We start from the raw sequence: 24,952 nt of genomic DNA, 5'->3' as shown, positions 1-24,952 counted from the left end.
GGGATCAGCGCGGCCTGCGCAACAGCAAGAAGAGAAAAGTCGGCACGCCCAGCAGCGCCGTGATCACGCCCACCGGCAACTGCGCGGGCGCGATCACCGTGCGTGCGGCCAGATCGGCAGCCATCAGCAGCGTGCCGCCCAGCAAGGCCGAAGCCGGCAACAGCAGGCGCTGGTCATTGCCCCAGGCCAGGCGCACGAGGTGCGGCACCACCAGCCCGACAAAGCCGATCGAGCCGGCGGACGTGATGGCCACCGCAATCGCCAGCGACGCCAGCACGAACACCGACATCCGCACGGCGCCGACGCGCACGCCGAGCGCCTGCGCTACCGTCTCGCCCAGCAGCATGGCATTGAGCGAGCGCGCCAGCGGCATGGCCAGCAGCACGGCCAGCGCCAGCGCGCCGAGGGCGAGCCCGTAGCTGGCCGTGCCGGCAAGATCGCCGGTCAGCCAGAACAGCATGCCGCGCAGCCTTGCTTCGGGCGCCACGCTCAGGATCAGCGTAATCAGCGCGCCCCAGCCCGCGGCCAGCATCACGCCGGTGAGCAGCAGGCGCGAGCCGGCCTCATGGTGGCCGCCCTGCACTTGCGGGTGCAGCAGGTCGCGCCGGGCCAGCGTGGCCACCAGCAGCATCGAGAACAGCGCGCCGCCGGCGGCGCCGGCCTGCACCGTCCACAGCGGCCACATCATCAGCATGGCGGTCAGCGCGCCGGTGGCGGCGCCGCCGGAGACGCCCAGCACATAGGGCTCGGCCAGCGGATTGCGCAGCAGCACCTGCATCAGCGCGCCGGTCAGGGCCAGCAGCCCGCCGCAGGCGAAGGCGGCTGCCGCGCGCGGCAGCCGCAACTCGCGCACGATGGCGCTGGCGGTATCGCCGGTGGCGCCGTTGGCGCCGGATAGCGCGTGCCAGACCTGCGTGCCCGACAGCGGCACGCTGCCCACCGCCAGCGACAGCAGGAACACCGCCACGCCGGCAGCGGCGAGCATCAGCCAGACGGCTAGCGCGCGGCGCATCCGAGGCTCGCCATCACTGGCGCCAGCCCAGCGTGATAAAGCCCGCACGTCCCTGCGTATTGTAGGGATAGGCGAGCTGGTAGTTCTTGTCGAAGAGGTTTTCCACGCGGGCGGCCAAGAACCATTGCTTGTCGAGGTTATAGCGGGCATTGAGGTTGACGATACCGTATCCGCCCAGCGTACGCGGACCGCTGTCGAGGCGCGCCGACGAGACGATCCATTCCCCGCCCAGGCGGACGGCGCCAAACTGGCGGCCCACGTCGAAGGCCGCATGGCGGCGCGCGCGGCGCAGCAACTGCGTATTGCTCTGTTCGTCCAGCGGGTTCTGGAAGGTCACGCTGGCGCCGACATCGGTGCCCATCAGACTGGCGCGCCAGGAGGCTTCGATGCCCTGCACCTTGGCCTTGTTGATATTTTGCGCCAGGAACAGGCCGCTGGGCTGCAACGCGGCGGTGATCAGGTTGTCGTAGCGGGTCTCGAACGCGGTCACGCGTAACAGGCCGGCGCTGTCCGTGCTGTACTGCGCGCCCAGTTCGACCGACTTGGCGCGCTCGGGCTGGATGCCGGGCTGGCCGTAGTTGGGATAGTACAGCTCGTTGAAGGTGGGCGCGCGGAAGGCATTGCTGGCGTTGGCGATCAGCTTGAACGCCTCGGTCACGTTATAGCCATAGCCGGCGAAATAGCTCGCCTGGCTGCCGAAATCCGAGTAGTGGTCGTTGCGCGCATTGAGCTGCAGCTGGTGCTTGCCCAGTCGGCCATCGTAGCCGCCGAACACCGACGCAATATTGCGGCCCGGCGCGCCAAACGAGTTCGAGCTGAATTCCTGCTGCGCATACTCCGTGCCGAACAGCAGCTTGTGAGTGGGCGCCAGCGCATATTCGTTCTGCCAGGTGTACTGCCGGTTGCGCGTGTCGAAGTTGCTGTTGAACACGCCGTTCAAGGTGTTTTCGCTATTGTCGCCGCTTTGTGCGACCTTGAAATGCGTGGTCCAGTCCCGGGTGATCTTGCCGTTGACAAAGGCGGATACGGTGTACAACTCGCTGTTCATCCACCAGACATCGGTCGGCTTGCCCGTCGTGCTGTCGTAGGAGAGCTTGCTCTTCGAGTAGTAGGCGGTGACGCCGGCGTCCCAGTCGCTGGTGAAACGATGCTTCACCTGGCCGGATACGCTCTCGTTGTAATAGGCGTTGTTGTTCGGATTCGGGCCGATGCCCTTCGCTGCCTTGGCCGGATTGTCGCCGTTCCATTGAGCCGCATTGATGGCCGAGAAGCCGTTGGTCGTGACGCCCGACCCGGTGATGTTGAACGAGGTATCGCCCACCTGGCCGCCGTAGCCTACCGTGCCCTGGCGCGTATTGTTGCTGCCGTATTCGATCTGGGCGTTGGCTGCGGGAGCCTGGCCCGCACCGCTCTTGGTGAAGATCTGCACCACGCCGCCGATCGCATCCGAGCCATAGAGCGCCGAGACATTGCCACGCACGATCTCGATATGGTCGATCTGGTCGGGCAGGATATTCGAAAGCTGGGCCGTGCCGCTGCTGACCGACGAAATCCGCACGCCGTCGATCAGGATCAGCGTCTGGTTGGAGTTGGCCCCGCGTATGAACAGGCTGGTATTGGCACCCAGGCCGCCGTTGCTGGAAAACTCCACGCCGGCCTGCGTGCGCAGCAACGAGCGCAGGTCGATGGCTTGCGAGTTGACGATATCCTGCTGGGTCACTACGGTGGTGTGCGGCAGTGCCGCGGTCAGCGGCTGGGCAATGCGGGTGGCAGTGACCACCACCGGATCGAGTTGCGCGTCGGCCGCGGACTGGGCGGCGGACTGGGCCATGGCAGTACCGGGCACGCTCATGGCGAACAGGGCGGCAAGCGCGGCGGGTAGTTGCCGCGAGACGAAAACGGGTGTGGCGTGGCGGCACGCCGGCAATGCCGGACGGCTCGACCTGGAGGGCGAAAAGCGCATGATGCTGAGTGGGAGAGAGCTGCCTGGTCCGTTCCCCCGCGGACCGTCTGGCGACGAAGCGCGCCACCGGCTCCTGCAAAAAAACCGCGAAAGGGGGGCGCACTCTCGTTCAGGCCGGTATCCGGGCTGACGACACCAGTCCGACCGCCTTCCCGAACCTTGCGGTTCAGTGGCTTGTGGGTCGGCCTTGCGATCTTGCGATCGCGGTCGCTTACCGTTGCGGGGGCAGCACAGGTTGGCACGGCCCCGCCCTGGCGGCGGCGGCTGGCTCCCTGTTTCCCGTTGAACTGCAACCCTGTAGTGAATAGGATTACGAGCACCTGGAACGTGCGCGAGTGTAGGCAGTTTCGGGTCGGGCGTCAATGCCGCGGGAATCCCGTGGCAAAGCGCCTGGAAACAGGCATAAAGACGGCGCCGCGGATGCCGTTAAGCGACGATGCATGCAACTTCCACGCGCAGGCCCGGTCACACCCGTCTGCGTTCGCCGTCCCTACGAATGCGCTTGGGCTAAAATCCCAACACCCGAGACCCTAGATATGACAGGCTCCATGCTCACTGAACTCGAACAACTCGCCGCCAAGATCGGGCGTGTGCTGCACCATGCCGATACCCTGGCCGCCGAGAACCAGCGGCTGCGCGAGGAGATCGAGCGCCTGCAGACCGAGGCCAGCCAGCTGCGCGGCGACCGCGAAGCCATGGCGGCCGACCGCGAACTGCTCAATATCAAGATCGAGGAAGCGCAGTCGCGCATCCAGTCGATCCTGGACAAGCTGCCCACCGCCAGCGACGCCCGCCAGCTCGACCTGCTGGGCGAAGGCGAGGCGGCCGGCCGCCCCGACCACAAGGCTCCCGGAGAAAACACATGAGCAACAAGCAAGTCGAAGTGAACATTGCCGGCCAGTCCTACCGGTTCGCCATTTCGCCCGACAATGAAGCCGCGCTGCTGGAAGCCGTGGCACTGGTAGACGACCAGATGACCCGCGTCAAGGGCGGGGTATCCGCCAAGGGCGTGGAGCGCGTTGCGGTGATGGCCGCCATCAGCATCGCCTCCGACCTGCTCGCGCTCAAGCGCAAGCAGCAGGAGGACGGCGCGATTCCGGTGGACGCGGTGCGCGCGCGCATTCGCGAGCTCAACGAGCGTGCGGACGAAGCCCTGCGGCAGTACGCCCATGTGGGCACCAATACGCCCGCGCCGCGCAACTGAACGCATACGTGCCGCCTGCGGTGTAGCGCATGGCACGGGAGGGCCGATGTGCCCCACATGCCGCGCGCGACGGCAAAATGTAACTACATGGCATGACGGGCTTGGTATGGAAAGCGGTGCGGTGTATAGTGGAGCCAAGCCGCACCAAGCCACATAGTTGCGGCACCCCAGGTCGGGTTATCGTGCCCGACCGCCGTTTTCATCCCATCCAAGTTCGAAACGGCAAACGTCTGACAGCCCTCCCGAAGCAATATGCGTTCGGTAGTGCAATAAGGGTCAGACGTTTGACAGTTTCCCTGCCTGGTTCGTCAGGATCATATTCCTTGAACCGATAAGCATTTGTTGGTGCGGGATTATGCCGTGTGGGCGAGCGCGTCGCTTGATTCATAGTTGCAGTCTGGACTCCCTGAATCTGTGATGTACCCGAAATGCGGCTTCCGCAGCCACTCTGAACCTCACTTGGGTTCAGGATGCCGATCCAGCGGCCGAGGCGGGGACCCCTATGAAGGCGGTGGTTTTTTATCCACCGCCTTTTTCTTTTTGCTTTCTGCTCTCTGCTTTTTGCGCGCCGTTTGCGCGCCTTGCTTGCCGCGCATTTCTTTGCCGCAACGTTCCCCTCTCCGGCCCTGCCTTCGTTTTGCTGCTGCTGCGTGCCGCGCCGGCCCGCGCCCGGCAAATGGTTTTCTTTTGGCCGGGCTTGCTGCACCATAGCGCTGTCGCCAACGCCACGCCAGCCCTGCCTGCCCATGAGCCGATCCACGCAAGCCGATAGCGCCACGCGCGCCCGCCAGTACTGGCTGATGAAATCGGAGCCCGACGAAGCCAGCATCGATACCCTGGCCGAACGCGGCACCTTGCCATGGACCGGCGTGCGCAACTACCAGGCACGCAACTTCATGCGCGACGCAATGCGTATCGGCGACGGCGTGCTGTTCTATCACTCCTCCTGCCCGCAGCCCGGCATTGCCGGACTGGCCGAGGTCTGCTCGCAGCCGTACCCCGATCCCACCCAGTTCGACCCGAAGAGCGACTACTACGATGCGGCCGCCAAGCCCGAAGCACCGCGCTGGATGCTGGTCGACGTGCGCTTTGTCGGCAAGGGCGCGCTGATCTCGCTGGCCGACCTGCGCGCGCACGAGGAACTGGCGGACATGGCCGTGCTACGCCGCGGCAACCGCTTGTCGATTACGCCGGTCACACCTGCCGAATGGCGCTTCATCACCACCAGGCTCATGCGCTGATACGCGTCGATAATGCGGTGCGGCGAGCCGCCCGCCGTGGCGAGCTGCACTGACGGTCACACTGGCGGCATGCCACAATGGCTGCCGACGACATAACTACAACACCAATAAGGCCGATTCCGCATCATGAGCTTTTCCCTGATTCCCGGGCTGTTGCTGCTCGGCGCCTTCACCGGCTTTTGCGCCGGCCTGCTCGGCGTCGGCGGCGGCATGATGATGGTGCCCTTCCTCACGCTTCTGTTCTCCGCCCTGGCCTTTCCGCAAGAGGACATCGTCCATATGGCCATCGCCACCTCCATGGCGACCATCCTGTTCACCTCGCTGTCCTCGGTACGTGCCCACCACAAGCGCGGCATGGTGCGCTGGAGCCTGGTGCTCGCGCTGGCGCCCGGCATCCTGCTCGGCGGCATGCTTGGCGGCGGCAAGGTCTTCGCGGCGCTCAAGACGAGCTGGCTGTCGCTGCTGTTCGCGGTGTTCGTCGGCTTCTCGGCGTGGCAGATGCTGCGCAACCGCAAGCCGGCCCCGCACCGGCAGTTGCCGGGCACGCCGGGCATGCTGGGTGCCGGCGGCGTGATCGGCTTCCTGTCGAGCCTGGTGGGCGCGGGTGGCGGCTTTGTCTCGGTGCCCTTCATGACCTGGTGCAACGTGCCGATCCACAACGCGGTGGCCACATCGGCCGCGCTCGGGTTTCCCATCGCGGTGGCAAGCGTGATCGGCTATGTATGGAGCGGACTGGGCCAGAGCGGGCTGCCGGCAGGCTCGCTTGGCTACATCTACCTGCCGGCGCTGGTGGTGATCGCCGTGGCCAGCGTGCTGACCGCGCCGCTGGGCGCGCGCACCGCGCACCGGATGGATGTCGCACAGTTGAAGAAGGTCTTCGCCTGCCTGTTGTTCAGTCTCGCGGCCTTCATGCTGTGGAAGGCCTGGCACGCGTTCTGAGGGCCGGCGTCGGGCGCGGCGGATACAGCTAGATACAAGGTGGATCGCGGCGTTACGGAACGATCACCCAGGCCGCGCGTCTGATACGCATCGTTCAGAAAAGGATAACTCGATGAAACAATTGCTTGCCGCCACGCTGCTCGGTACCACCGCCATGGTCGCTTCGGCCCAGGGCGGCGGCCCGACCCACGATCCGGCGCCCGCGGGCGTGCTGTCGCTGTCCACCCAGGCCGCCACCGAAGTCCCGACCGACGTGGTCCACATGACGCTGGCAGCCGAGCAGGAAGGCGCCGAGCCCGGCGCGATCTCCTCGTCGCTGTCGGCCAGGACGCAGGAAGTGATCGCGCAAGCCAGGCGTACCAGCGGCGTGCAGGCGCAATCGGGCGGCTTCACCATCTATCCGTCCAACGACAAGAACGGGCGCATCAGCACCTGGCGCGGCCGTGCCGAGGTGCTTCTGGAGTCGCGCGATTTCGCCGCGGTGTCCAGGCTCGCGGGCCAGCTTGCCGGCCAGATGCAGGTGCAGAACATCAGCTTCTCGCTGTCGCGCGAAGCCCGCCTGGCCGCAGAAGCCAGGCTGACCGAGCAGGCAGTGGCCTCCTTCCGCGAAAAGGCGCAAGCCACCACCAGGCTGTTCGGCTACGGCAGCTACACCATCCGCGAAGTGCAGGTGGCCGAAGTCGGCGCCGTGCAGCCGATGCCGCGCATCTACGCGGCCAAGGCCATGATGGCCGATTCCGCGCCGGTGCCGGTCGAGGGCGGCAAGGCCCAGGTCACGGTGACGGTGAACGGTTCGGTGCAGATGCTGAAGTAAGGTCCCGCGGCGTCAGCCACTACCCCCGCTCAGGGGCTGACAGCGCCGCGAACTGCTGGCGCAGCACGTTCTTCTGCACCTTGCCCATGGTGTTGCGCGGCAGTTCATCGACCAGGTGCACACGCTTGGGCACCTTGAAGTTCGCGATGCGGCCCTTGAGCGAGCCGATCAGGATGGATTCCTCCAGCGCGGCGCCAGGCTTGCCGACTACCACCGCCACCACCGCTTCGCCAAAGTCGGCATGCGGCACGCCGATTACGGCGCTTTCCGCCACGCCCGGCATTTCGTCGATAAAGCTCTCGATCTCCTTCGGGTAGACGTTGTAGCCGCCGGAGATGATCAGGTCCTTGCTGCGGCCGACGATGGTCAGGTAGTCGTCCGGCACCTTGCGCTCGCCGGCCTGGCTGACGATGGCGCCGCCGAAGCGGCCCACATCGCCGGTCTTGAACCAGCCGTCTTCGGTGAACTCTTCCTGCGTCTTCTCCGGCATGCGCCAGTAGCCGTGGAACACATTGGGGCCATGGACTTCCACGTTGCCGATCTCGCCCGCGGCGCAAGGCTTGCCGTCGCCGTCCACCACGCGCACCGACACGCCCGGCAGCGCCTTGCCCACGGTGCCGCCGATACGCTCGCCAGTCTGCGCCTCGTACGGGTTGGAGACCAGCATCACGGTCTCGCTCATGCCGTAGCGCTCCAGGATGGTGTGCCCGGTGCGCTCGCGGAAAGCATCGAAGGTTTCCATCAGCAGCGGCGCCGAGCCGGACACGAACAGCCGCATGCGGCGGCAGGTGTCGTCGTCGAAGCGCGGCTCCTGCAGCATGCGCACGTAGTACGTGGGCACACCCATCATCACGGTGGAGCGCGGCAGGAATTTCAGGATCTGGGCCATGTCCAGCCTGGGCGCCCAGATCATCTTGGCGCCGGCCAGCAGCGCGCCGTGCGAAGCCACGAACAGGCCATGCACGTGGAAGATCGGCAGCATGTGCAGCAGCACGTCGTCGCTGCGCCAGCCCCAGTATTCATGCAGTGTCCTGGCGTTGGCGGTCAGGTTGCCGTGGCTCAGCATGGCGCCCTTGCTGCGTCCGGTGGTGCCCGAGGTGTAGAGGATGGCGGCCATGTCGCTGGCGCTGCGCGCCACCGTGTCGAAGCGGTCCGGCTGCGCGGCGGCGCGGGACAGCAGCGAACCCGAGCGGTCGTCGTCCAGCGTGAACACATGCTGCGTGCCGTGGCGGAAGCCCACCTTGGACACCCAGCCGAAGTTGGCGCTGCTGCACACCACCACCGCCGGCTCCGCGTTGCCGACGAAATAATCGATCTCGGCTTCCTGGTAGGCGGTATTGAGCGGCAGGTAGACGTAGCCGGCGCGCAGCGTGGCCAGGTACAGGAACAGCGCCTCGGGCGACTTCTCCACCTGCGCCGCCACGCGCGCGCCCGCGGGCAGCTTGAGCGCGGTCAGCAGGTTCGCCATCATGGCAGTGGCGCGGTCGAGGTCGTCCCAGCTGTAGCAGAGACCGTCGTGGGTCTCGATGCAGCAGGCGCTGCGGTCCGCCGGAAAGCGGGATTCGAACAGGGCAAACAGGTTGGCGTTCATGTTGCGTAAGACACAGGAAATGGAACCGGCAAGAGCATGGGCAATCCGATCGATAGCCGGCAATGATAGAGCCGTTGCTATTGCCCGGTAAAGCGCGGCGGCCGGCGGGCCAGGAAAGCTGCCACGCCCTCGGCATGGTCGCGGCTGCCGCCATAGCGGAAATGCGCTTCCAGCTCCGCCGCGCTCAGCGGCTCGGGCGCCGGCGCGAGACGGCGGATGCTCTCCTTGTTGATGCGTGCTGCAAGCGGCGCACCGGCGGCGATACGCCTGACCGTGGCGGCCACTTCCTCGCCCAGTGCCGCAGCCGGCACCACCCGCGTCAGCAGCCCCTTGTCGCGCGCCTCGGCGGCATCGAACACGCGGCCCTCCAGCAGGATCTCCAGCGTGACCGCGCGGCCGGCCAGGGCCAGCAGCCCGCCGAGTTCGCCGGGGGCCATGGGAAAGCCGAGCCGGTTGATCGGCACGCCGAAGCGGCTGTCGTCGGCGGCGATCCGCAGGTCGCAATGGCAGGCGATCTCCAGCCCGCCGCCCACGCAAACCCCTTCGATCAGCGCCACCGTGGGATGGAGGCAGCTGGCAATGGCGGCCAGCGCCGGCGCGATCACCTCCACGTGATAACGGCGCAGCGTGGCGGCGTCGCCCCGCTCCTCGGGAAACTCCGCGATGTCGGCGCCGGCGGCAAAGTTGCCATCGGCGCCGCGCACCACCACGCAGCGCAGCGCGGGATCGGCCGACAGCCGGGCAAAGCCTTCGGCCAGCGCGCGCCACATCGCCACCGAAATCGCATTGAGCTTGCCCGCGTGCGACAGCGTGACGGTGGCCACTTCACCCTCGCGCGCGAAAGAAACCGTGCCGCTCATGCCCGCGCTCCGTGCGTACCAGGATGCATTGGTCGATTCCTCATCAGTCGATCCTGGCGCCGGATTGCTGCACCACCTGCGCCCAGCGCTTGATCTCCGCATGCTGGAACTGGGCGAACTGCTCTTGCGTGTAGGCCGGGATTTCCGAACCGTTGGTGAGCCAGATCTGCTTCATCTCGGGCGTGTTCAGTGCTTTCTCGACTTCGACATACAGCTTGTCGACGATTTCCTTGGGGGTGCCCTTGGGCACCCACATCGCGTACCAGGTCGCGACATCGTAGTCGGGCAGCCCCGCCTCGGCCGCGGCCGGCACATTGGGGAAGGCTGCCGAGCGCTTGTTCGATGCCACCGCCAGCGCCTTGATGCGGCCGCTGCGGATATGCTGGGCCGAAGAACCGAGTCCGTCGAACACCACGTCCACCTGGCCGGCCATCAGGTCCGACAGTGCCGGGCCCGCACCCTTGTACGGGATATGCGTGATGAAGGTCCTGGTCTGCAGCTTGAACAACTCCCCCGCCAGATGGTGGGAAGAGCCGTTGCCCGCCGAGCCGTAGTTGAGCTTGCCGGGATTCTTCCTCGCGTAGCCGATCAGCTCGCCCAGCGTGCTGGCGGGCACCTTGGGGTTCACCACCACCACCTGCGGCGGCTGCGCGATCACCGTGACCGGGATGAAATCCTTCTCGATGTCGTAGTCCAGCTTCTTGTAGAACGACGGCGCGATCGCGTGATGGGCGCCGCCGATAAACACGGTGTAGCCATCCGGCGCAGCCTTCGATGCAATGCTGGCGCCAACCGTACCGCCGGCGCCGCCGCGGTTGTCGATCACGAACTGCTTGCCGAGCTGCTTGGAGAGCTGGGCCATCAGTGGGCGGGCGAAGGCATCGGTGCCGCCGCCGGCCGGAAACGGCACGATCACGGTGATCGGCTTGGACGGCCAGGTATCAGCCTGCGCCACGGGCGCAACCGCGCCAAGGCCCGCGCCGAGCGCGCAAGCCAGCCCAGCCAGTTGGAACTGACGACGATCCATGACTCTGTCTCCTCTCTCTTCTGCTGTGGAAAGTCAAACGAAGAACTGCGCAATGCCCCCCGGAAATGGCCTCGCCCACGACCTGACCAGGGTCACAACAGCTTGCCCACGGCGCGACTGATGCGGGGGTTGCCATTGCCAAGGCGAACCAGATTGTCGTCCAGTGCCTCGGTCACGTAAAGGTAATTCACCATCATGCCGCAGGACTGCGCGCGCCCCTTGCGCGACAGGTCGGCGGCCCAGTTCAGGCGCTCCACGCAGGCGCCATTGCCCAGGTGGAAGCGCGCCACCGGATCGGCCGGCAACGCTTGCTGGCGCTCGCGCACCAGGTAGTGCGCGGCCAGCGCCAGCGCCGTGTCGCGCACCAGCGCGTCTTCGGAATCCGCCGGCAGCGCCGCCAGCCAGCCAGCACCGTCGGCGGGCGGCGTACCGTGCCGTTCGCGCCAGCGCGCCAGGCGCTTGTCGCCCAGCGCCTTGGCCACCGATTCGCCGTCGCGCTTGCGCAGCCAGTCGACAAACCCCGGAATGGGAGACAGCGTGGCAAACTGCTTGAGCTTGGGAAACTCGCGCTGCAATTCCTCGATCACCCGCTTGAGCAGGAAGTTGCCGAAGCTCACGCCGCGCAAGCCCGCCTGCGTATTGGAAATGGAATAGAAGATGGCCCACTTCACGCGGCGCAGGTCTTCCAGCGGGGCGGCCTCGTCCAGCAGCACGTGGACCTTCTGCGCCATCTCGGGCACGAAGGCCACTTCGACAAAAATCAGCGGCTCGCGCGGCATGCGCGGGTGGAAGAACGCGTAGCATCGGCGGTCCGAATCCAGCCGGTTGCGCAAGTCCGCCCACGAGGCGATCTCGTGCACGGCCTCATAGCGGATCAGTTTCTCCAGCAGCGAGGCCGGCGAATCCCAGGTGATGGGCTGCAACTCCAGCAAGCCGACGTCGAACCAGTTGGAGAACAGCGCTTCGAGATCGTCATCGAGCGCGCGCAGGCCCGGCACGCGCTTGCGCCAGCGCAGCATGTCGGCGCGCAAGCCGACCAGGAAATGCAGGCCGCATACGCTGGCACCCTGCTGACCGTGCAAGGCGGCCAGCCGCTTGAAGAAGCGGATGCGCGCGTTCGACATGGCTTGCGACAGGCCCGCGGCGGACTTGCCGACCTTGCCATCCTCGCCCGGCTCCGCGCTGCCTGCGGCGGCGACTTCCGCCAGCACGGCGAGCATGGCCTGGCGCGCATCGTCGCCGGCCGCCTCGTACTCGGTGCGCCAGGCCTGCGCGGCGGTATTGGCCGCGCCATCCGTCAGGCGCGCATCGAAGCACGGGCGCAGTTGCTCGCGCTGCCGGCGCAGCACGCGGGCCGGCAGCGTCGCGGGCCTGGCGCCGGCCTTGGCATCGGTGCCGGCATCCAGCCTGGCGCTGCCATCGCGCTCGCCCATGCGACCCCACCAGCGGCCAAAGCGCGACAGCAGGGTTTCGCCCGAGGGCTCGTGGCCGCCGAGGGGCGCACTGACCGGAGCACCGGCTTTCTGTTCGCTGTTGCCGAGGGAATCCATGGGGTACCTGCTATCGTTCGATGGATAAGGTTTCGACTGCGCTGGCGGCGTCCGCGGCCGGCGCCGGCTCGGCCGCGTCCAGCGCCCTGAGCGCGGCGCGCTGGCGCAGCAAATGCGTCTTCATCAGGGTTTCAGCGCGCTCCGGATCATGCGCCTTGAGCGCGGAGAACACCGACAGGTGCTCGGCGCAGGATTCTCGGATGCGGCCCGGCAGCTTCAGGCTCTTGTGGCGCGACAGCCGCAGCACCTTGCGCAGATCGCTGATCAGGCCGGACAGCCAGCGGTTGCCGGCGAGCCGCTGGATCGCTTCGTGGATCTGGTAATTGGTTTCGTAGTAGGCGTCGATATTGCCAGCGTGCGCATACTGCGCCAGCTCGGCGTGCAGGCTCTCCAGCGCATCCAGGTCCGCCGCCGTGGCATTGCGCGCGGCCTCATGGGCGCAGCGCCCTTCCAGCAGCGCCATCAGCGGGAAGATCTCGTCGAGGTCCTGTTCGGTCAGCGCGTTGACAAAGCAGCCCCGGCGCGGCTCCAGCCGCACCAGGCCTTCGGCGGCCAGCACTTTGAGCGCCTCGCGCATCGGCGTGCGCGAGATCCCCATGGATTCGGCCACGCTGGCTTCGTCGATCCAGGCGCCGGGCATCAGCGCGTGCTCGTCGATCATGGTGCGCAGGCGCTCCGCCACCTCGAGATAAAGCGCCTGCTGGATGATGCGCATGGTGCCTCCGGATGGAAGAACGCAATGGTATGGGGGGGTGGCTTCAAAAGTGTCTTGCTAGGCCCAATAATTCATAATTATGAATAACGGCGAAGCGAAGACAAGATAATTCGATGTTGCACGGCCGCAATAGACAGCGTGCGCCGCTAATTTGTCGTCGGGTTGTTTCGCTGGAAGCGGTGTTGGAGCGATCGACTCCAGTGTTAAGCCCGCTGTTCCCGAGAACCCAATTGCAGCCAGTTTGGAAAGCGGGGATCGAAATCCTCCGGGGCAATTTCATCCAGATGCGAGCACGCCTCGTCCGGGAGCGCGATGCTGAGTTCCTTGTGCCATAGAACCACACCGGCAAAGCGAACCACTCGGACGCGCACCTCCCTGGGAACCGGGTACGGGGCGATGTGCTTGGGGAGCGCTACCAACGAAACGCGCCTTCTCACCTCGTGGCTCAACCAGCCAGACGAGTCGCGTCGAACCGATTCCATGGCCGCAACGTGTCGATGCAGATAGAGCGCTCTGCAGGCCATCAGAAGGAGAATCAGACCGGAGACCAGAAACATGATGAAGCTCCGTTGAGTGAGGGGATGAACGGCAGGCACGACGTTCTACCTTCACAAGCACGCGCCATGCCAGAGGCATGGCAACACTCGGTGTGGACGGGAAACACAATCCAGGGAGCAAACGATGGGGCGGAGCCAACAGCCGGCAGGACAGCCGGTAGCGTTCCAACACTTGACTTCGGCAGCGCACCCCTTGAGGCGACTATCCCGGGATGGAAGCCGAATCGTGGCTGAAGCTACGGCGCGTACATATCTGGCCTTCGCGGCCGTGGATGACAAGTTCGACCCTTTCGCGCAGAGCTTGCACCGCCCCGGCGGCAATCGCCATCTCCTGCGTCCCATGATGCGACTCAGCGTACCTTGCGCCTTCACGAATGACGTCCCAACCGTCTCTGTACGGCTTGATGTGGATATTGCTGTCCATGGCAGTCTCAAACGTCTGGAAGGTGGAATTCCCGTGGCTGGTGCGCGCTGGCTGGGCAGCCCTCATTCCGCTGAGAGTTGCGTTCCAGGGTGGCGGCGCCGGCAGGCATGGTGTAGCTTCCCATGCGGAGTCAGTCCTCTCCAGCGTCGGGCACGCTCATCCGCCATCTCCTCGGCGTGGCCGAACCCGATCGCCGGAAGCGCTGTCACGATGGCTTGCATGGCCGCGTCATGCGCCCCGTGCTCAAGCTCTATATGCACGGTGGTCTGGCTGAGGCGGCAGTCGACCTCGACGACATAAGCGCGAGCCAGGCGGCCGACGACCTGATGCAACCACTGACGCAGTGCGAACACCTGGCTCGATGCCAGAGCGAGGCGCAAGCGGATCCAACGGTGAGCATTGTCGGGAGCGTCCCCGTGGGGTACTGCTGAGCCACCGCTCTGATGGCCAATATGCCGCCTCGGAACGGAGGCAAAGGCGACTGCCAGGCCCGACTGTTGCATGGTGTTTTGGCCCGGGAGGGCCAGTATGTCCGTGGATGGATAAATGGTAGGGAGCGCGGTCTCAAGTTGATGCAACAATGCCAGCACCTTGCATCAAAAAGCTGTCAAGAGACCTTGGGCACGGCGGTGCGAGTTCGTGTACTCGACAAGTCTCCTGGCTGTAAAACTCCAGTGACCGATCGACTCTTGCCTTCAGGCCGGGAACGGTGTCCGGTGCGCCGCGGGCACTCGCCTCTACCTGGAGGGCACGAAGAAAGACCAACTGCCGGAGGCGCTCGGGGATGCCCCGATTTTCCTGGCCCCGCCGTGGCAACGGCACTGCCCGACATCTACCGCGCTGAAAAAACCACCTGCAAATCCGTCGGCATCATCGTAAAGACAAAGGCCTCCCCCACCGGGCCCGACCCTGGCGCATGACGGATGTCGAAGTTCTGGCAAACCATCGAAATCGCCGCCTTGGCCTCCAGCAACGCCAGGCTGCGCCCCGGACACAAGCGCGGCCCCGAGCCGAACGGCACGAAGCCGCTGCGATGCTGCGCCGCCGCGCCTTGCAGCCAGCGCTCCGGCCGAAACTCGCGGGCGGCAGGAAAATTGCGCTCCTGCATTCCATTGGGCCGGTTCAACAGCACGATCAGGGTCCCCCGCGGCACCCGCACGCCATCGATCTCCACATCGTCATTGGGTTCGAGAAAGAACAGCGGTGCGACCGGCTTGAGCCGCAACGATTCATGCACGACCGCCTCCACATACACGAGCCTGGCGGCATCCCGGATGTCCTGCAAGACGTCCGCCTGCCCCAGCACCACGCCCACCTCTTCCTGCATCCTGCGCTGCACCTCCGGATGGCTGCACATGAAATGCATCATCCAGGCGACGGTGTTGGCGGTCGTATCCTCGCCCGCCAACAGGATCGTGAAGATATTCGCGAACAGTTCGTCGTCGTCAAGCGGTGCCGGGCCCGTGGCCTGGGCAACCARCATCGCTTCCAGGAAGTTGGCGGGATGCGCCGCGAGCTCCGGCGCCTGCGCCAGCCGCTGGCGGGCGGCGGCGATGAACTCGCCGATGGTCTGGTGGATCGCCACCACGGCCCGGTCGAACGAGCGGTCCGCCGGGAGCCTGAGATAGTGCCAGTACGGAAAAGGCGCATTGATACGCCGGTTCACCATCGGCAGGATCTGCTCGAGATGCCGCTGGATGACCTCGCCTTCGTGCTCCAGCGTATTGATGTCGTAGCCGAAGGCCAGGGCGGTCGTCACGTCCACCGTGTACCGCATCAGGTCATGCTGCACGTCAACCTGCCGTCTTTGCGCGGCCACCTTCTGCCAGCGCCGCCGCAGCCTGCGCGTGACGTTGGCCAGCATCGGGAAGAAGGCACGCAGCCGGTGCGCGTCGAGCGCCTGCGCCACCGGGCGGCGTTGCCTGCGCCACATCTCGCCCTCGGCGGCAAACACACCGAGCGCACCTATCTCCAGCGCCACCGCCTCGAGCGTGCGGACGCGGCGGTAGGTCGCGGGCCGGTCGTGGAGGATCCTGTCGATCAACTCGCCTTCGGCGACCACCAGGGCTGGCCGGTTCATCAGGCGGACGCTGAACAGGGGGCCGAATTCCTCGCACCATCGCTCGAAGACCAGATGCATGCGGCGCGGCTCCCATTGCAGCTGCAGCGCGCTGCCCAGCGAGGACAGTCCTTTTGGACCGGGCAGCGCCGAGAGCGCCCGCAGGCCCGGGCCCGGGGCTGGCGGCACCACCTTGGACTCCGCCTGCAGCCGCTGCCACGCGAGAATCTCGTCGCGCTCCACCATGACCGCGCCGTCTTCGACCACGGCGGCAAACCGCTTCAGGCAGGCCTCGGGACGGTCCACCGCGGCGCCAGAGCCGCAGTCGAAGCGCCAGCCGTGCCCGCGGCAGGTCAGCACGCCGTTCTCGATGGCGCCCTCGGCCAGCAGCGTGCCCTGGTGCGGGCAGTGCCCCTGGTAGACCGCGGCGGCGCCGCCGTGTCCGATCACGACCAGATCCACGCCGTCCACCCTGGCGGGCAGCGCGGCATCGTCCCGAACATCGGCAGTGGCAGCGATGCGCACGCGCTTCGAGGCCTCCGGTGCCGCCACCACTCGCGTCATTGCCATGTCTTCCGCTCCCGGCCGCGCATCAGGCCACACGGCGCACATCGGCGCGGGTAGCGCCTAACCAAGAATACACAGCGCTAACGGTTGTACCCAAGCGTCGGCGACGGGCTTGCCAGGATGGCTGTGCGTGTACCGCGCAGCCAGCACATCCCGCCTCCCGCGCCGGAGTGGCAGCCCTCCCGTGACAGCGGGTGGCGCCGTGTTGACTCGCTTTATCTCTCGCCGCAAAAAGTGATGCCCGACACGTGCCTTTCAGTGCGGCCCCGGCACGCGGCCGGAGAGGCGGTCGCTAACCGGCAAGGTCGATCGCCGCGATCATCTGGCTGAGTTCAGCGGTGCGTCGTTCCAATTGCTCGCCTCTATGCCCCGCGCGGAGCAGGGTCGTTAGCGCCATTGCGGTATTGGCAATGGCGTGGGCGTCCGCATAACGTGCCGCGCCATCGATACGATGCGCGAAATGGATGGCATCGCTGAATCGCCGCGCCTCCAGCGCGGCAAGAAGCGCGGCGAGGTCAGCCTTTGCCGTTCTTTCGAAGAGCGCCATGAAATCGGCATGCGATACCGGGCTGGGGGAAGCCGTTTGCGTAGTGGTATCGCACCAGGCTTCGACCAGCCGCTGCAGCGAGTCGATTCGCAGTGGCTTGCGCAGCGTGCCGTCCATGCCGCTGCTCAGGCAGGCCGCCAGGTGCTCTTCGCCACCAGCGGCCGAGATCGCGATGATGGGCTGGTACTGCCTGGCAGCGGCCTCGCGGGCGCGGATCATGCGGGCAACCGTGAAGCCATCCATGTCCGGCAGGTCGCAATCGAGCAGCACAAGCGCGAACCGTCTGCTCGCCGTGATTTCCAGCGCCGCTCGACCGTCGGCTACCGTGGCGGTGGAAAAGCCCAGTTCACGCAACTGGTGCTCAAGCATGAAGCGGTTGACTGCGTTGTCTTCGACGATCAGGATGGTTTGCCGTGGCTCTGCCGCCGCGTGGGGGCGCGCGTGCATTGCCGTTGCCGGGCTTTCAAGCGCGAGCTGGCTTGCGATGGTCACCGGGATCCGGCACGTGACCGTCGTGCCCAGGCCGGGGGCGCTGCGAAGCTCGATAGTGCCGTGCATGAGCGCGAGCAACTCCCGGCAGATCGTCAATCCCAGGCCCGAACCCCCGAAGCGCCTGGTTGTCGCCGTATCGGCCTGCGCAAAAGCGCGGAATAGCCGGCGCTGCTGTTCGTCGGAGATGCCGATACCGGTGTCCTCGATCACCATCAGGAGCGTCCCGAGAGGTGCTTCCACACTCGCGAGACTCAGATGGACGCTGACCGAACCCTGTTCCGTGAACTTGACGGCGTTACTCAGCGCGTTGTTCAGCACTTGCTTTACCCGTGTCGGATCCAGCACCAGCCGGAGATCCCGGGGAATGTCGACCGTCGCGCGAATCTCCAGATCCTTCTCATAGGCACGGATTCTGGCGACTTCCACCGCACCTTCCACCAATGCGGCCACATCCGTCGGGATCTGCTCGATCTGAAGCTCCCTGGCTTCCAGCTTCGATAGATCGAGCACATCGTCAAGCACGGAAAGCAGGTCCTCGGAGGCATTGCATGCCATCTTTACCAGCGTGCGCTGATGGGGCGTCATGGCCGAGCGCAGCAGCAATTCGATCGACGAGTGGACCGCATTCATCGGCGTGCGGATTTCGTGACTCATGACCGCAAGGAACCTGGATTTCGCCCGCTCACTCTCAACCGCATGCCGGCGGTTGCTGCGTGCCTGGCGAACAAAAAGGAGCAGCAAGGCCAATGCAAGGCAAAGTAGCGCGATCTCGCCCGTGTGATAACGCAAGATGGCAGTCCAGGAAGGCGAACCGTAATCGGCGCTCGCCAGCCATTGCTCGTTCATCAGGTCGGTCTGTTTTGCGGTAAGTCTCCCCAGCGATTTCTCGATGATCGACGCAAGTTCAGGCAGATCGCTGCGCGTGCCGAAACTCAGCGCGGCCGGAATTTCACCAAGCGCGCCTGAAGTATTGAGCCGTCCATAGTACTTTCGGCGGATCACAGGGAGGGTCGTCACGTCCATCCCGATGGCCGCATAAGCTTCGCCAGCAGCGACCGCCTCCAGGGCGGCTTCCATGCTCGGCACAGGTAGCAACTGCACCGCCGGATATCGTGTGCGAAACAGCGTTTCGTAGGGGCCTGCCGCTAACAGCGCGACACGCTTTCCAGCCAAATGGCTCACATCGAAGATGATCCGCTCGGACTCCCGCGTGATCACGAGCGTAGTCCCGACGAAATAAGGCGTGCTGAAAGTCATCCTGTCGCGCAGGCGCTCATCGGCTGATGACTGCATGACCGCGGGCAGCAGATCCGCCTTGCCGTCCAGAAACAACCGGCTGCTGTCTGCTCCGCCCACCAATTCGAAGGTTAGTCCGCTGGTGCGGGCAATGACGTCGAGATACGCCGCCGAAAGTCCCTTGGGCGTGCCGCCTTCGACATACTCGATCGGCTTCCAGCTATCGGCTGCGGCAATCCTGACAACGGGATGCGCCGACATCCACGCGATTTCGCCGGCGCTGAACAGGCCGGGGGGGTGAATGGACGATGCGCGACCGATGCCGAGAACAAGGAAAAGCAGGACAAAGACGAAGCAACGCAACATCACAGATCGCCCGCATCCAGGCGAGTCCTGAAGAGTTCGTTATCGCTGTGGATGCCCAGCTTCCGATACGCTGCGCGTTTTTGCGTGCTGATGGTCTTCACGCTGCGCGCAAACTTGCCCGCCACCTCGGTGACCGACATGCCGTCCAGCAGGCATCGCAGGACTTCCTGTTCGCGCGGCGACAAATCCGGGCGGCTTGTCAGGGTAGCCGTGCCGTGCAGATTGTCGGCTTGAGTGAGCAGGCCAATCCTGGATGACACTTCAGCTTCCATCATGGGACTGACGTATATGCCGCCCGCGGCAACCGTGCGGATTGCGCTCACCAGTTCCGACAACTCCTGGCCTTTTCCGACATAGCCACGTGCCCCGGCCCGCATCGCCAATAGCACTGTTGCGGTATTGTCATGGGCCGAGGAGACGACAATCCGGCTTTCGGGAAAGCGGACGCGCAGAAGCCGAATCAGGTTCAGCCCGTCTATCTGATCCTTGCCAAGCACATAGTCGATCACCAGCAAGTCGGCCGCGAGCCCCTGCAGCGCGGTGATCAATTGGCGGCTGCCGCCATATGCGCCGACCACGGCAAAGTCCGGCTCGCGGGCCAGCCGTAGCGTCAAGCCATGGAGCACCACCTCGTGATCGTCAAGTAGCACGATGCGTATTGGCCGCTGCCGAAGCGGCTGCATCGCACAGTCGTCCATTCTCTGCACCTCCAAGGCATCAAGATCGCGTTGCAGCTGCCAGGCGGCAATGCCGACGCGGATCAGAAGTCGGCGAAGCTTAAAACACTTGCCGCCCAAAGGAAATCATGGGGAGGAATTTTTAGGACGATTCTGATATGCATGTGAATCGCACCCGACTACCATCGCGAAGCGTCCACGTTCCATGTGAACGCAGCAAGACTCAGGCACGAGCGCGCCACTTTTCCCCATGATCCCGGCAACGACACCGCTGCCCACTGCACAGCTTACCGCTCCGCCCTGCCTGAATACACTCCCTGTCCCTGCTGATCCGCCTGCACCACATCAGGATGCTGCGCAGCTTCGGTCGCTGACTGATCGGCTCGACCGCGGCGAGATGCAGGTTCGCAATTCAGACGATTCCTATTTATTCCATCCGCAGTTTGCCTGATGATTCGGGCCTATCCGCCCACCGGCTTATACGTTCGACTTATACGTTCGTTGCGCGCCGGCAGACTCAGTGTCACGCAAACAAAAAGGAATCTCATGATCAGGTACGGTCGCAGGATTGCGTTTATTCCCTTTCTTCTTGCCGTCGCCGCGTGCTCGACCACACGGGACATCCCCTCCGGCTCCGCGCCGGCTGCGAGCGTTGCGCCATCGAGCGCGAACACGCAGATGGATGAGGATGCGCGCGCAGCGCTGAAAACGCTGCTGAACAGTTCCGGGAAGGCACGCGAACTGCAGGAGAAGGCGACCGCCATCCTGGTCTTTCCAAGCCTGATCAAGGCCGGCCTGATGTTCGGTGCGCAAGGCGGCAACGGCGTACTGCTCAGCCGCGAGGGCAAGACCCTGGGCTACTACAACTCCACTGCGCTTTCCTTTGGCATGCAAGCCGGGGCGCAGTCGTTCTCGGAGGTAATGTTCTTCATGACCGACGACGCACTGGCCTACCTGGACAAGAGCGCCGGATGGTCGATCGGCGTAGGCCCGACCGTTGTCGTCGTGGATAAGGGTTTCGGCGCATCGCTCACGAGCACCACATTGCAATCCGACGTCTATGCGTTTATCTCCGATCAACGCGGGTTGATGGCCGGCGCCGGCCTGCAGGGCCAGAAGATCACCAGGCTCGATTGAGCGTGCCATGATGCATTGGGGGACGATCTGCCTGACAACGGCACCGGGAGTCGGACGAATCGGCAAAGTGGATACGCCCGCGACCGAGAAGCACCGAACCGTCCGCGCGGATCACTTCCACTTCAAAATCCTCGTTGGCGGGAAACCGCAGCTGCCCTTTGGCCGCTAAACATTGCGCCGCCACTGCCACCAAAAGCGGCCTGCAAAGGCCAGCCTGCCACATCAGTCGCCTACTGGGCGGCCGTCGGCGAGCCACTGCTCGACCTCTCTCATTCGTAGGCGGTAACGAGAGAAGTTGTGCTCTCCAAGCCTGGAGATATCACCTTTGACCATCTCCTGGAGCTGTGCGGCAACGCCAGGCTCCAGGCCGCGATCCGAGATCGCTTTGGTCAGGGGCTCTCGGTCCCGCACAACCTGCGCAACGATTTCGTAGATCGCCTCTCGATACTTTGCCCGGAACGGATCGGGTTGCCCGGCAGCCCCGATCTGAGCGGCATACTTCACGATCGATCGGCGATAAGTCCGAGCAAACAGGTCGGCTGCGATGCTGGTATCAAGCAGTTCGTAGACGCCGATCCTGGCTTTACCGTAGTCGTCGTCGCTGACATCGAGGAAACTGAGCGGGGCGCAGTTGTAGAGCAGGAGCGGGATGTTTGCGCTGAGACGACTGGTGCGCTTATTCCCATCCTCGAAAGGCTGAAGGTATGCGATATTCACCCAAAGGAAGAACGCTGCTTCCACCGGATTCTTGATCACTTTTGCCTTCTCGACGATCTGCGTCAGCATCTCGTCTAGCAATTGCGGGGCGTGCGAGGGGACATACACGGTATTGCTGATGCTCACCACCTTATTGCGGATGGTCCCAAGTGCATCCTCATTCTTGAGCAGCCCTTGCATCAACAGCGTATGAAGATTGCGAATGATTGGCGCGCTCAATCCGTATAGCGGTACTTCATCGATCAGGAATTCGATAGCCTGCTTGTGGTTCAGGAGCATCGTCGCATCCAGGTCGCCGGGATCTGATCGCCCTGCTTCGAACAAGACCTCTGTATCAAGCCTGGAGTACCGGTTCCCCTCAAGCCGAGAGGATGAGAACGACAGATCAATCAGCAGCGGAGCGATGACATTGCGCGCGTATGTACCTGCCGGCTGCTGGCCTTGCATCCGCCCTTCGCTGTACAACTCGTTGGCGAGGGACGCGGAAAGCAGGAAGGTCTGGTTTGGCTGGTAGTCGTCGACAAACTTCCGTTGATAGCTGACGGGAGTGCGCACACCCAATGGAGCATCGAGTGTGACCATCAGATTCCTAGCCGCAGCGGACCAGGTCAGCGCAGCAGTTCCCGCCGGCGCAGGCGGCGTGCTCGATCCCGGGACGACCGGCTGCGCCAATCCCACGAGCCGGTATCGCGTGCTGGAAGACCTCCCCAGCCGCTCGATCCTCCCGTCTGCCTCAAGCCGTTCCAGATAACGGAGAACGGTGGCCGGAGGCGCATCCACAGCACCTTCCACCTCTCGGCGACGCAATTCGACCTGGCCCGCGGCGGCGCGGTCCCTGAAGAGCTTTAGGATGCCCTCGAACAGTTCGACTCTTGCCATTTCAGTGATTCGGGAGTGATTCGAAGTTAATCTCAAATCAAATTTTACATCACAAATGATCAGAGAAAGCGGCTCAAATCACTCTCAAAGCGATCTTGAATCAAATCTGACTTGAGCATGGGGGTTAACTAGCGGATTTCGCGCCCAAGTCTTACTACCGCCGGTTACCGACGAGGGTGCGGGGGCCGGGTCGCGGCGACGCCTGGGCATTTGATCTCGACCGGGTGAAATGCTATGGGCGTGGGCCGCAAATCCAAGGTGCTGTCTCGCGCGGTCGAAAAAAATCGGGGGCAGTCACTTAGACTGCCCCCGATTTTTCAACATATTTTGTTAACGGCCAGGCCCCGGCCCGTTTTCTTTCATCCGTCGCCCAAGGCTTTAGCGCACGGAAGCGTGCGCCGCATGCCCACGGCGATAGGCCCACACCGCCATGGCCACGCCGGCCACGATCATCGGCAGGCTGAGCCACTGGCCCATGGAGAAGTTCAGCGCCAGCAGGCCAAGGAAATTGTCCGGCTCGCGCGCGAACTCGGCAAGGAAGCGGAACGTCCCGTAACCAATCAGGAACACACCCGAGACCGCGCCCATGGGCCGCGGCTTCCTGGCGAACAGCCACAGGATGATGAACAGCGCCACGCCTTCGCCTGCGAACTGGTAGAGCTGGGAAGGATGGCGCGGGATGTTGTCGCCGGCCTGCGGGAAGATCATGCCCCAGGGCAGGTCGGTGGCGCGGCCCCACAGTTCGCCGTTGATGAAGTTGCCGATGCGCCCGGCCGCCAACCCGCAGGGAATCATTGGCGCGATGAAGTCCGTGACCTCCATCCAGTGCCGCCCGCGCAACTTGCCGAACAGCCACATCGCCACCACCACGCCCAGGAAGCCGCCGTGGAAGGCCATGCCGCCCTCCCACACCTTGAAGATCTCCAGCGGATGGCTCAGGTAGTAGTCCGCCTTGTAGAACAGCACATAGCCCAGGCGCCCGCCCAGGATCACGCCCAGCACGCCGTAGAACAGCATGTCGTCCAGGTCCTTGACCGTCCAGCCCTGGGCCGCGATATGCGGCTGGCGGATACGCAGGCGGCCAAACCACAGGAACATGATGAAACCGGCCAGGTACATCAAGCCGTACCAGCGGATGGCAAGCGGGCCGAGGTGGATGGCGACCGGATCGAATTGGGGATGAATCAGCATGTGTGCCGTGAGTTGGATTGAAGAATGAGCGGCGCCAGCCCAGGCTTGGGCCAGGCGTCAGCCTTGCCGCTGCGCCACGCGCTTGCCGTCGGGCCCCGTGCCCGGCTTTATGCCAGCCTTTTGCGTCACCGTCATGGCAGGCGCCAGCGCGCCGGCAATCTCGATAAACGACCGCAGCACGGGGCTGACGCTGCCGGCACCAGCCTCGCGCCAGACCAGGCCGGTCTCGATATCGGGCCCGGCATCGCGCAACGGCAGGTAGGACACACCGGTGCGGCGAAGGTTGCAAAGCGACGCCGGCACCAGCGCCACGCCCATGCCCGCCGAGACCAGGCTGACGATGGTCTGCATCTGGATGGCCTCCTGGGCAATGACCGGCGTCAGGCCTTCGCGCGCATAACAGCCCGTAATGATGTCATAAAACGCCGGCGCGCTTCTGCGCGGGAAGATGATAAGCGGCTCGTGCGCCGCATCCCTGAGCGAAACCCCGACGGTTTCCTCGCCCTGCCGGGCCTGCGCACGCCAGCCCTCGGGCACCGCCAGCACCAGCGGCTCGCGCACCAGCGGCAGGTAGGAAACGCCATGCGGCATCGCCGGCAGTTGCGGGCGGATCACCAGCCCGGCGTCGATGCTGCCTTCCATCAGTGCTTCCAGCTGGATATCGCTGGTGGCCTCGCGCAACTGCAACTGCACCTTGGGATGCCGCGCGCGGAAACGCCGCAGCAGGTCTGGCAGGATGCCGTAGTCGGCGGTACTGACAAAGGCCAGCGACAGCGTGCCGGCCTCCCCCCGTGCCAGCCGCTGGGCCAGTCCGGGCAGCGCGGCGGCGTCCGCCAGCACGCGGCGCACCTCGGGCAGCCATTGCTGGCCGGCCGGGGTCAGCGCCACCGAACGGCGGGTGCGGGCAAACAGCTGCACGCCGATTTCCTCCTCCAGCGCCTGGATCTGCTGGGACAGCGGCGGCTGGGTCATGGTCAGGCGCCGCGCGGCACGGCCGAAATGCAACTCCTCCGCCACCGTAACGAAATAGCGCAGCTGGCGCAGGTCCACATGGACTCCTGATATGTTTTTCGACTCAATAAAGGTTGAATAATATATTTGACAGCATAAAACGCAAGCGGCATGCTCTCGTCCACAACATGGCAAGAGCCTGCCCGGTCCCCGGAAAGCCGGGGCGCCCCGCGCAG

At 64.7% G+C, this 24,952-nt stretch carries 22 protein-coding genes, 1 other RNA gene and 1 riboswitch; of the genes, 8 read left to right on the top strand and 15 right to left on the bottom strand.

The annotated features are described in order from the left end of the window. Positions 1-4: 4 nt before the first annotated feature. Both AC1DQ3_RS06740 and AC1DQ3_RS06735 read right to left on the bottom strand, forming a co-directional pair. Positions 5-1,012: a FecCD family ABC transporter permease gene (locus AC1DQ3_RS06740; RefSeq protein WP_477119403.1), complete on the bottom strand. Its 1,008-nt coding sequence runs from the start codon at positions 1,010-1,012 to the stop codon at positions 5-7. 13 nt (positions 1,013-1,025) lie between these two features. Further along, positions 1,026-2,975, bottom strand: coding sequence for a TonB-dependent receptor plug domain-containing protein (locus AC1DQ3_RS06735; protein ID WP_477119402.1), 1,950 nt, complete (start codon positions 2,973-2,975; stop codon positions 1,026-1,028). Positions 2,976-3,070: 95 nt separating this feature from the next. Further along, positions 3,071-3,315, bottom strand: a riboswitch (cobalamin riboswitch). Between the two features lie 208 nt (positions 3,316-3,523). On the opposite strand from AC1DQ3_RS06735, the gene AC1DQ3_RS06730 reads away from it, so the two are divergent. From AC1DQ3_RS06730 to AC1DQ3_RS06700, 7 genes are all read left to right on the top strand, one after another. Further along, positions 3,524-3,841 (top strand): hypothetical protein, encoded by a 318-nt coding sequence (locus tag AC1DQ3_RS06730; RefSeq protein ID WP_477119401.1) that lies wholly within the window; start codon positions 3,524-3,526, stop codon positions 3,839-3,841. Beyond that, positions 3,838-4,179 (top strand): cell division protein ZapA, encoded by a 342-nt coding sequence (locus AC1DQ3_RS06725; protein ID WP_477119400.1) that lies wholly within the window; start codon positions 3,838-3,840, stop codon positions 4,177-4,179. Before AC1DQ3_RS06730 ends, AC1DQ3_RS06725 begins: the two co-directional genes overlap by 4 nt. A 290-nt stretch (positions 4,180-4,469) precedes the next feature. After that, positions 4,470-4,680: non-coding RNA, 6S RNA (gene ssrS / locus AC1DQ3_RS06720), on the top strand. A gap of 1 nt (position 4,681) precedes the next feature. Beyond that, positions 4,682-4,951, top strand: coding sequence for a hypothetical protein (locus tag AC1DQ3_RS06715; RefSeq protein ID WP_477119399.1), 270 nt, complete (start codon positions 4,682-4,684; stop codon positions 4,949-4,951). Further along, positions 4,926-5,420 carry an EVE domain-containing protein gene (locus AC1DQ3_RS06710; protein WP_477119398.1) on the top strand — a complete coding sequence of 165 codons (495 nt, stop codon included), beginning with the start codon at positions 4,926-4,928 and terminating at the stop codon, positions 5,418-5,420. The genes AC1DQ3_RS06715 and AC1DQ3_RS06710 overlap by 26 nt, the downstream gene beginning before the upstream one ends. Before the next feature lie 126 nt (positions 5,421-5,546). Further along, on the top strand, positions 5,547-6,359 hold the full coding sequence (locus AC1DQ3_RS06705; RefSeq protein ID WP_477119397.1) for a sulfite exporter TauE/SafE family protein: 813 nt from the start codon (positions 5,547-5,549) through the stop codon (positions 6,357-6,359). A 112-nt stretch (positions 6,360-6,471) separates the two neighbouring features. Continuing rightward, positions 6,472-7,173: an SIMPL domain-containing protein gene (locus tag AC1DQ3_RS06700; RefSeq protein WP_477119396.1), complete on the top strand. Its 702-nt coding sequence runs from the start codon at positions 6,472-6,474 to the stop codon at positions 7,171-7,173. A 19-nt stretch (positions 7,174-7,192) separates the two neighbouring features. On the opposite strand, the gene AC1DQ3_RS06695 is transcribed toward AC1DQ3_RS06700, so the two are convergent. The 10 genes from AC1DQ3_RS06695 to AC1DQ3_RS06650 form a co-directional block, all read right to left on the bottom strand. Then, on the bottom strand, positions 7,193-8,764 hold the full coding sequence (locus tag AC1DQ3_RS06695; RefSeq protein WP_477119395.1) for a malonate--CoA ligase: 1,572 nt from the start codon (positions 8,762-8,764) through the stop codon (positions 7,193-7,195). A 77-nt stretch (positions 8,765-8,841) separates the two neighbouring features. Further along, entirely contained in the window at positions 8,842-9,624 is a 783-nt protein-coding gene (locus tag AC1DQ3_RS06690; protein WP_477119394.1) for an enoyl-CoA hydratase/isomerase family protein, read from the bottom strand. A 43-nt stretch (positions 9,625-9,667) separates the two neighbouring features. After that, positions 9,668-10,651 carry a Bug family tripartite tricarboxylate transporter substrate binding protein gene (locus tag AC1DQ3_RS06685; protein ID WP_477119393.1) on the bottom strand — a complete coding sequence of 328 codons (984 nt, stop codon included), beginning with the start codon at positions 10,649-10,651 and terminating at the stop codon, positions 9,668-9,670. 92 nt (positions 10,652-10,743) lie between these two features. Beyond that, a complete protein-coding gene (locus AC1DQ3_RS06680) occupies positions 10,744-12,201 on the bottom strand; it encodes a malonyl-CoA decarboxylase domain-containing protein (protein WP_477119392.1) in 1,458 nt (485 codons plus the stop codon). 10 nt (positions 12,202-12,211) lie between these two features. After that, on the bottom strand, positions 12,212-12,916 hold the full coding sequence (locus AC1DQ3_RS06675) for a GntR family transcriptional regulator (protein ID WP_477119391.1): 705 nt from the start codon (positions 12,914-12,916) through the stop codon (positions 12,212-12,214). 203 nt (positions 12,917-13,119) lie between these two features. Continuing rightward, positions 13,120-13,473: a hypothetical protein gene (locus AC1DQ3_RS06670; RefSeq protein ID WP_477119390.1), complete on the bottom strand. Its 354-nt coding sequence runs from the start codon at positions 13,471-13,473 to the stop codon at positions 13,120-13,122. A gap of 202 nt (positions 13,474-13,675) precedes the next feature. After that, a complete protein-coding gene (locus tag AC1DQ3_RS06665) occupies positions 13,676-13,897 on the bottom strand; it encodes a DUF2188 domain-containing protein (protein ID WP_477119389.1) in 222 nt (73 codons plus the stop codon). Between the two features lie 832 nt (positions 13,898-14,729). Further along, entirely contained in the window at positions 14,730-16,526 is a 1,797-nt protein-coding gene (locus AC1DQ3_RS06660; RefSeq protein WP_477119388.1) for a cytochrome P450, read from the bottom strand. Positions 16,527-16,815: 289 nt separating this feature from the next. Beyond that, positions 16,816-19,164: an ATP-binding protein gene (locus AC1DQ3_RS06655; RefSeq protein ID WP_477119387.1), complete on the bottom strand. Its 2,349-nt coding sequence runs from the start codon at positions 19,162-19,164 to the stop codon at positions 16,816-16,818. Further along, entirely contained in the window at positions 19,164-19,847 is a 684-nt protein-coding gene (locus tag AC1DQ3_RS06650) for a response regulator (protein WP_477119539.1), read from the bottom strand. The genes AC1DQ3_RS06655 and AC1DQ3_RS06650 overlap by 1 nt, the downstream gene beginning before the upstream one ends. A gap of 540 nt (positions 19,848-20,387) precedes the next feature. On the opposite strand from AC1DQ3_RS06650, the gene AC1DQ3_RS06645 reads away from it, so the two are divergent. Continuing rightward, on the top strand, positions 20,388-20,978 hold the full coding sequence (locus tag AC1DQ3_RS06645) for a lipid-binding SYLF domain-containing protein (protein WP_477119386.1): 591 nt from the start codon (positions 20,388-20,390) through the stop codon (positions 20,976-20,978). A 222-nt stretch (positions 20,979-21,200) separates the two neighbouring features. On the opposite strand, the gene AC1DQ3_RS06640 is transcribed toward AC1DQ3_RS06645, so the two are convergent. From AC1DQ3_RS06640 to AC1DQ3_RS06630, 3 genes are all read right to left on the bottom strand, one after another. Next, positions 21,201-22,574, bottom strand: coding sequence for a Fic family protein (locus AC1DQ3_RS06640; protein WP_477119385.1), 1,374 nt, complete (start codon positions 22,572-22,574; stop codon positions 21,201-21,203). Between the two features lie 378 nt (positions 22,575-22,952). After that, complete coding sequence (gene lgt / locus AC1DQ3_RS06635) at positions 22,953-23,765, bottom strand: prolipoprotein diacylglyceryl transferase (protein ID WP_477119384.1); 813 nt, start codon at positions 23,763-23,765, stop codon at positions 22,953-22,955. Positions 23,766-23,822: 57 nt separating this feature from the next. After that, positions 23,823-24,815 carry a LysR family transcriptional regulator gene (locus AC1DQ3_RS06630; RefSeq protein ID WP_477119383.1) on the bottom strand — a complete coding sequence of 331 codons (993 nt, stop codon included), beginning with the start codon at positions 24,813-24,815 and terminating at the stop codon, positions 23,823-23,825. Positions 24,816-24,952: the final 137 nt, after the last annotated feature.

Source organism: Cupriavidus sp. 01T418 (assembly GCF_056398885.1).
Note: the sequence above shows the minus strand (reverse complement) of the source record. Positions and strands in the feature narration are given on the sequence as shown.

What these genes read in the sequence shown, in the direction of transcription:
- AC1DQ3_RS06685 (WP_477119393.1), bottom strand. Translation starts at nt 10,651, where the DNA reads ATGGATCGTCGTCAGTTCCAACTGGCTGGGCTGGCTTGCGCGCTCGGC.
- AC1DQ3_RS06645 (WP_477119386.1), top strand. Translation starts at nt 20,388, where the DNA reads ATGATCAGGTACGGTCGCAGGATTGCGTTTATTCCCTTTCTTCTTGCC.
- AC1DQ3_RS06715 (WP_477119399.1), top strand. Translation starts at nt 4,682, where the DNA reads ATGAAGGCGGTGGTTTTTTATCCACCGCCTTTTTCTTTTTGCTTTCTG.
- AC1DQ3_RS06665 (WP_477119389.1), bottom strand. Translation starts at nt 13,897, where the DNA reads ATGGACAGCAATATCCACATCAAGCCGTACAGAGACGGTTGGGACGTC.
- AC1DQ3_RS06735 (WP_477119402.1), bottom strand. Translation starts at nt 2,975, where the DNA reads ATGCGCTTTTCGCCCTCCAGGTCGAGCCGTCCGGCATTGCCGGCGTGC.
- AC1DQ3_RS06670 (WP_477119390.1), bottom strand. Translation starts at nt 13,473, where the DNA reads ATGTTTCTGGTCTCCGGTCTGATTCTCCTTCTGATGGCCTGCAGAGCG.
- AC1DQ3_RS06700 (WP_477119396.1), top strand. Translation starts at nt 6,472, where the DNA reads ATGAAACAATTGCTTGCCGCCACGCTGCTCGGTACCACCGCCATGGTC.
- AC1DQ3_RS06725 (WP_477119400.1), top strand. Translation starts at nt 3,838, where the DNA reads ATGAGCAACAAGCAAGTCGAAGTGAACATTGCCGGCCAGTCCTACCGG.
- AC1DQ3_RS06680 (WP_477119392.1), bottom strand. Translation starts at nt 12,201, where the DNA reads ATGGATTCCCTCGGCAACAGCGAACAGAAAGCCGGTGCTCCGGTCAGT.
- AC1DQ3_RS06710 (WP_477119398.1), top strand. Translation starts at nt 4,926, where the DNA reads ATGAGCCGATCCACGCAAGCCGATAGCGCCACGCGCGCCCGCCAGTAC.
- AC1DQ3_RS06690 (WP_477119394.1), bottom strand. Translation starts at nt 9,624, where the DNA reads ATGAGCGGCACGGTTTCTTTCGCGCGCGAGGGTGAAGTGGCCACCGTC.
- AC1DQ3_RS06640 (WP_477119385.1), bottom strand. Translation starts at nt 22,574, where the DNA reads ATGGCAAGAGTCGAACTGTTCGAGGGCATCCTAAAGCTCTTCAGGGAC.
- AC1DQ3_RS06740 (WP_477119403.1), bottom strand. Translation starts at nt 1,012, where the DNA reads ATGCGCCGCGCGCTAGCCGTCTGGCTGATGCTCGCCGCTGCCGGCGTG.
- AC1DQ3_RS06705 (WP_477119397.1), top strand. Translation starts at nt 5,547, where the DNA reads ATGAGCTTTTCCCTGATTCCCGGGCTGTTGCTGCTCGGCGCCTTCACC.
- AC1DQ3_RS06655 (WP_477119387.1), bottom strand. Translation starts at nt 19,164, where the DNA reads ATGTTGCGTTGCTTCGTCTTTGTCCTGCTTTTCCTTGTTCTCGGCATC.
- AC1DQ3_RS06675 (WP_477119391.1), bottom strand. Translation starts at nt 12,916, where the DNA reads ATGCGCATCATCCAGCAGGCGCTTTATCTCGAGGTGGCGGAGCGCCTG.
- AC1DQ3_RS06695 (WP_477119395.1), bottom strand. Translation starts at nt 8,764, where the DNA reads ATGAACGCCAACCTGTTTGCCCTGTTCGAATCCCGCTTTCCGGCGGAC.
- lgt (WP_477119384.1), bottom strand. Translation starts at nt 23,765, where the DNA reads ATGCTGATTCATCCCCAATTCGATCCGGTCGCCATCCACCTCGGCCCG.
- AC1DQ3_RS06730 (WP_477119401.1), top strand. Translation starts at nt 3,524, where the DNA reads ATGCTCACTGAACTCGAACAACTCGCCGCCAAGATCGGGCGTGTGCTG.
- AC1DQ3_RS06650 (WP_477119539.1), bottom strand. Translation starts at nt 19,847, where the DNA reads ATGCAGCCGCTTCGGCAGCGGCCAATACGCATCGTGCTACTTGACGAT.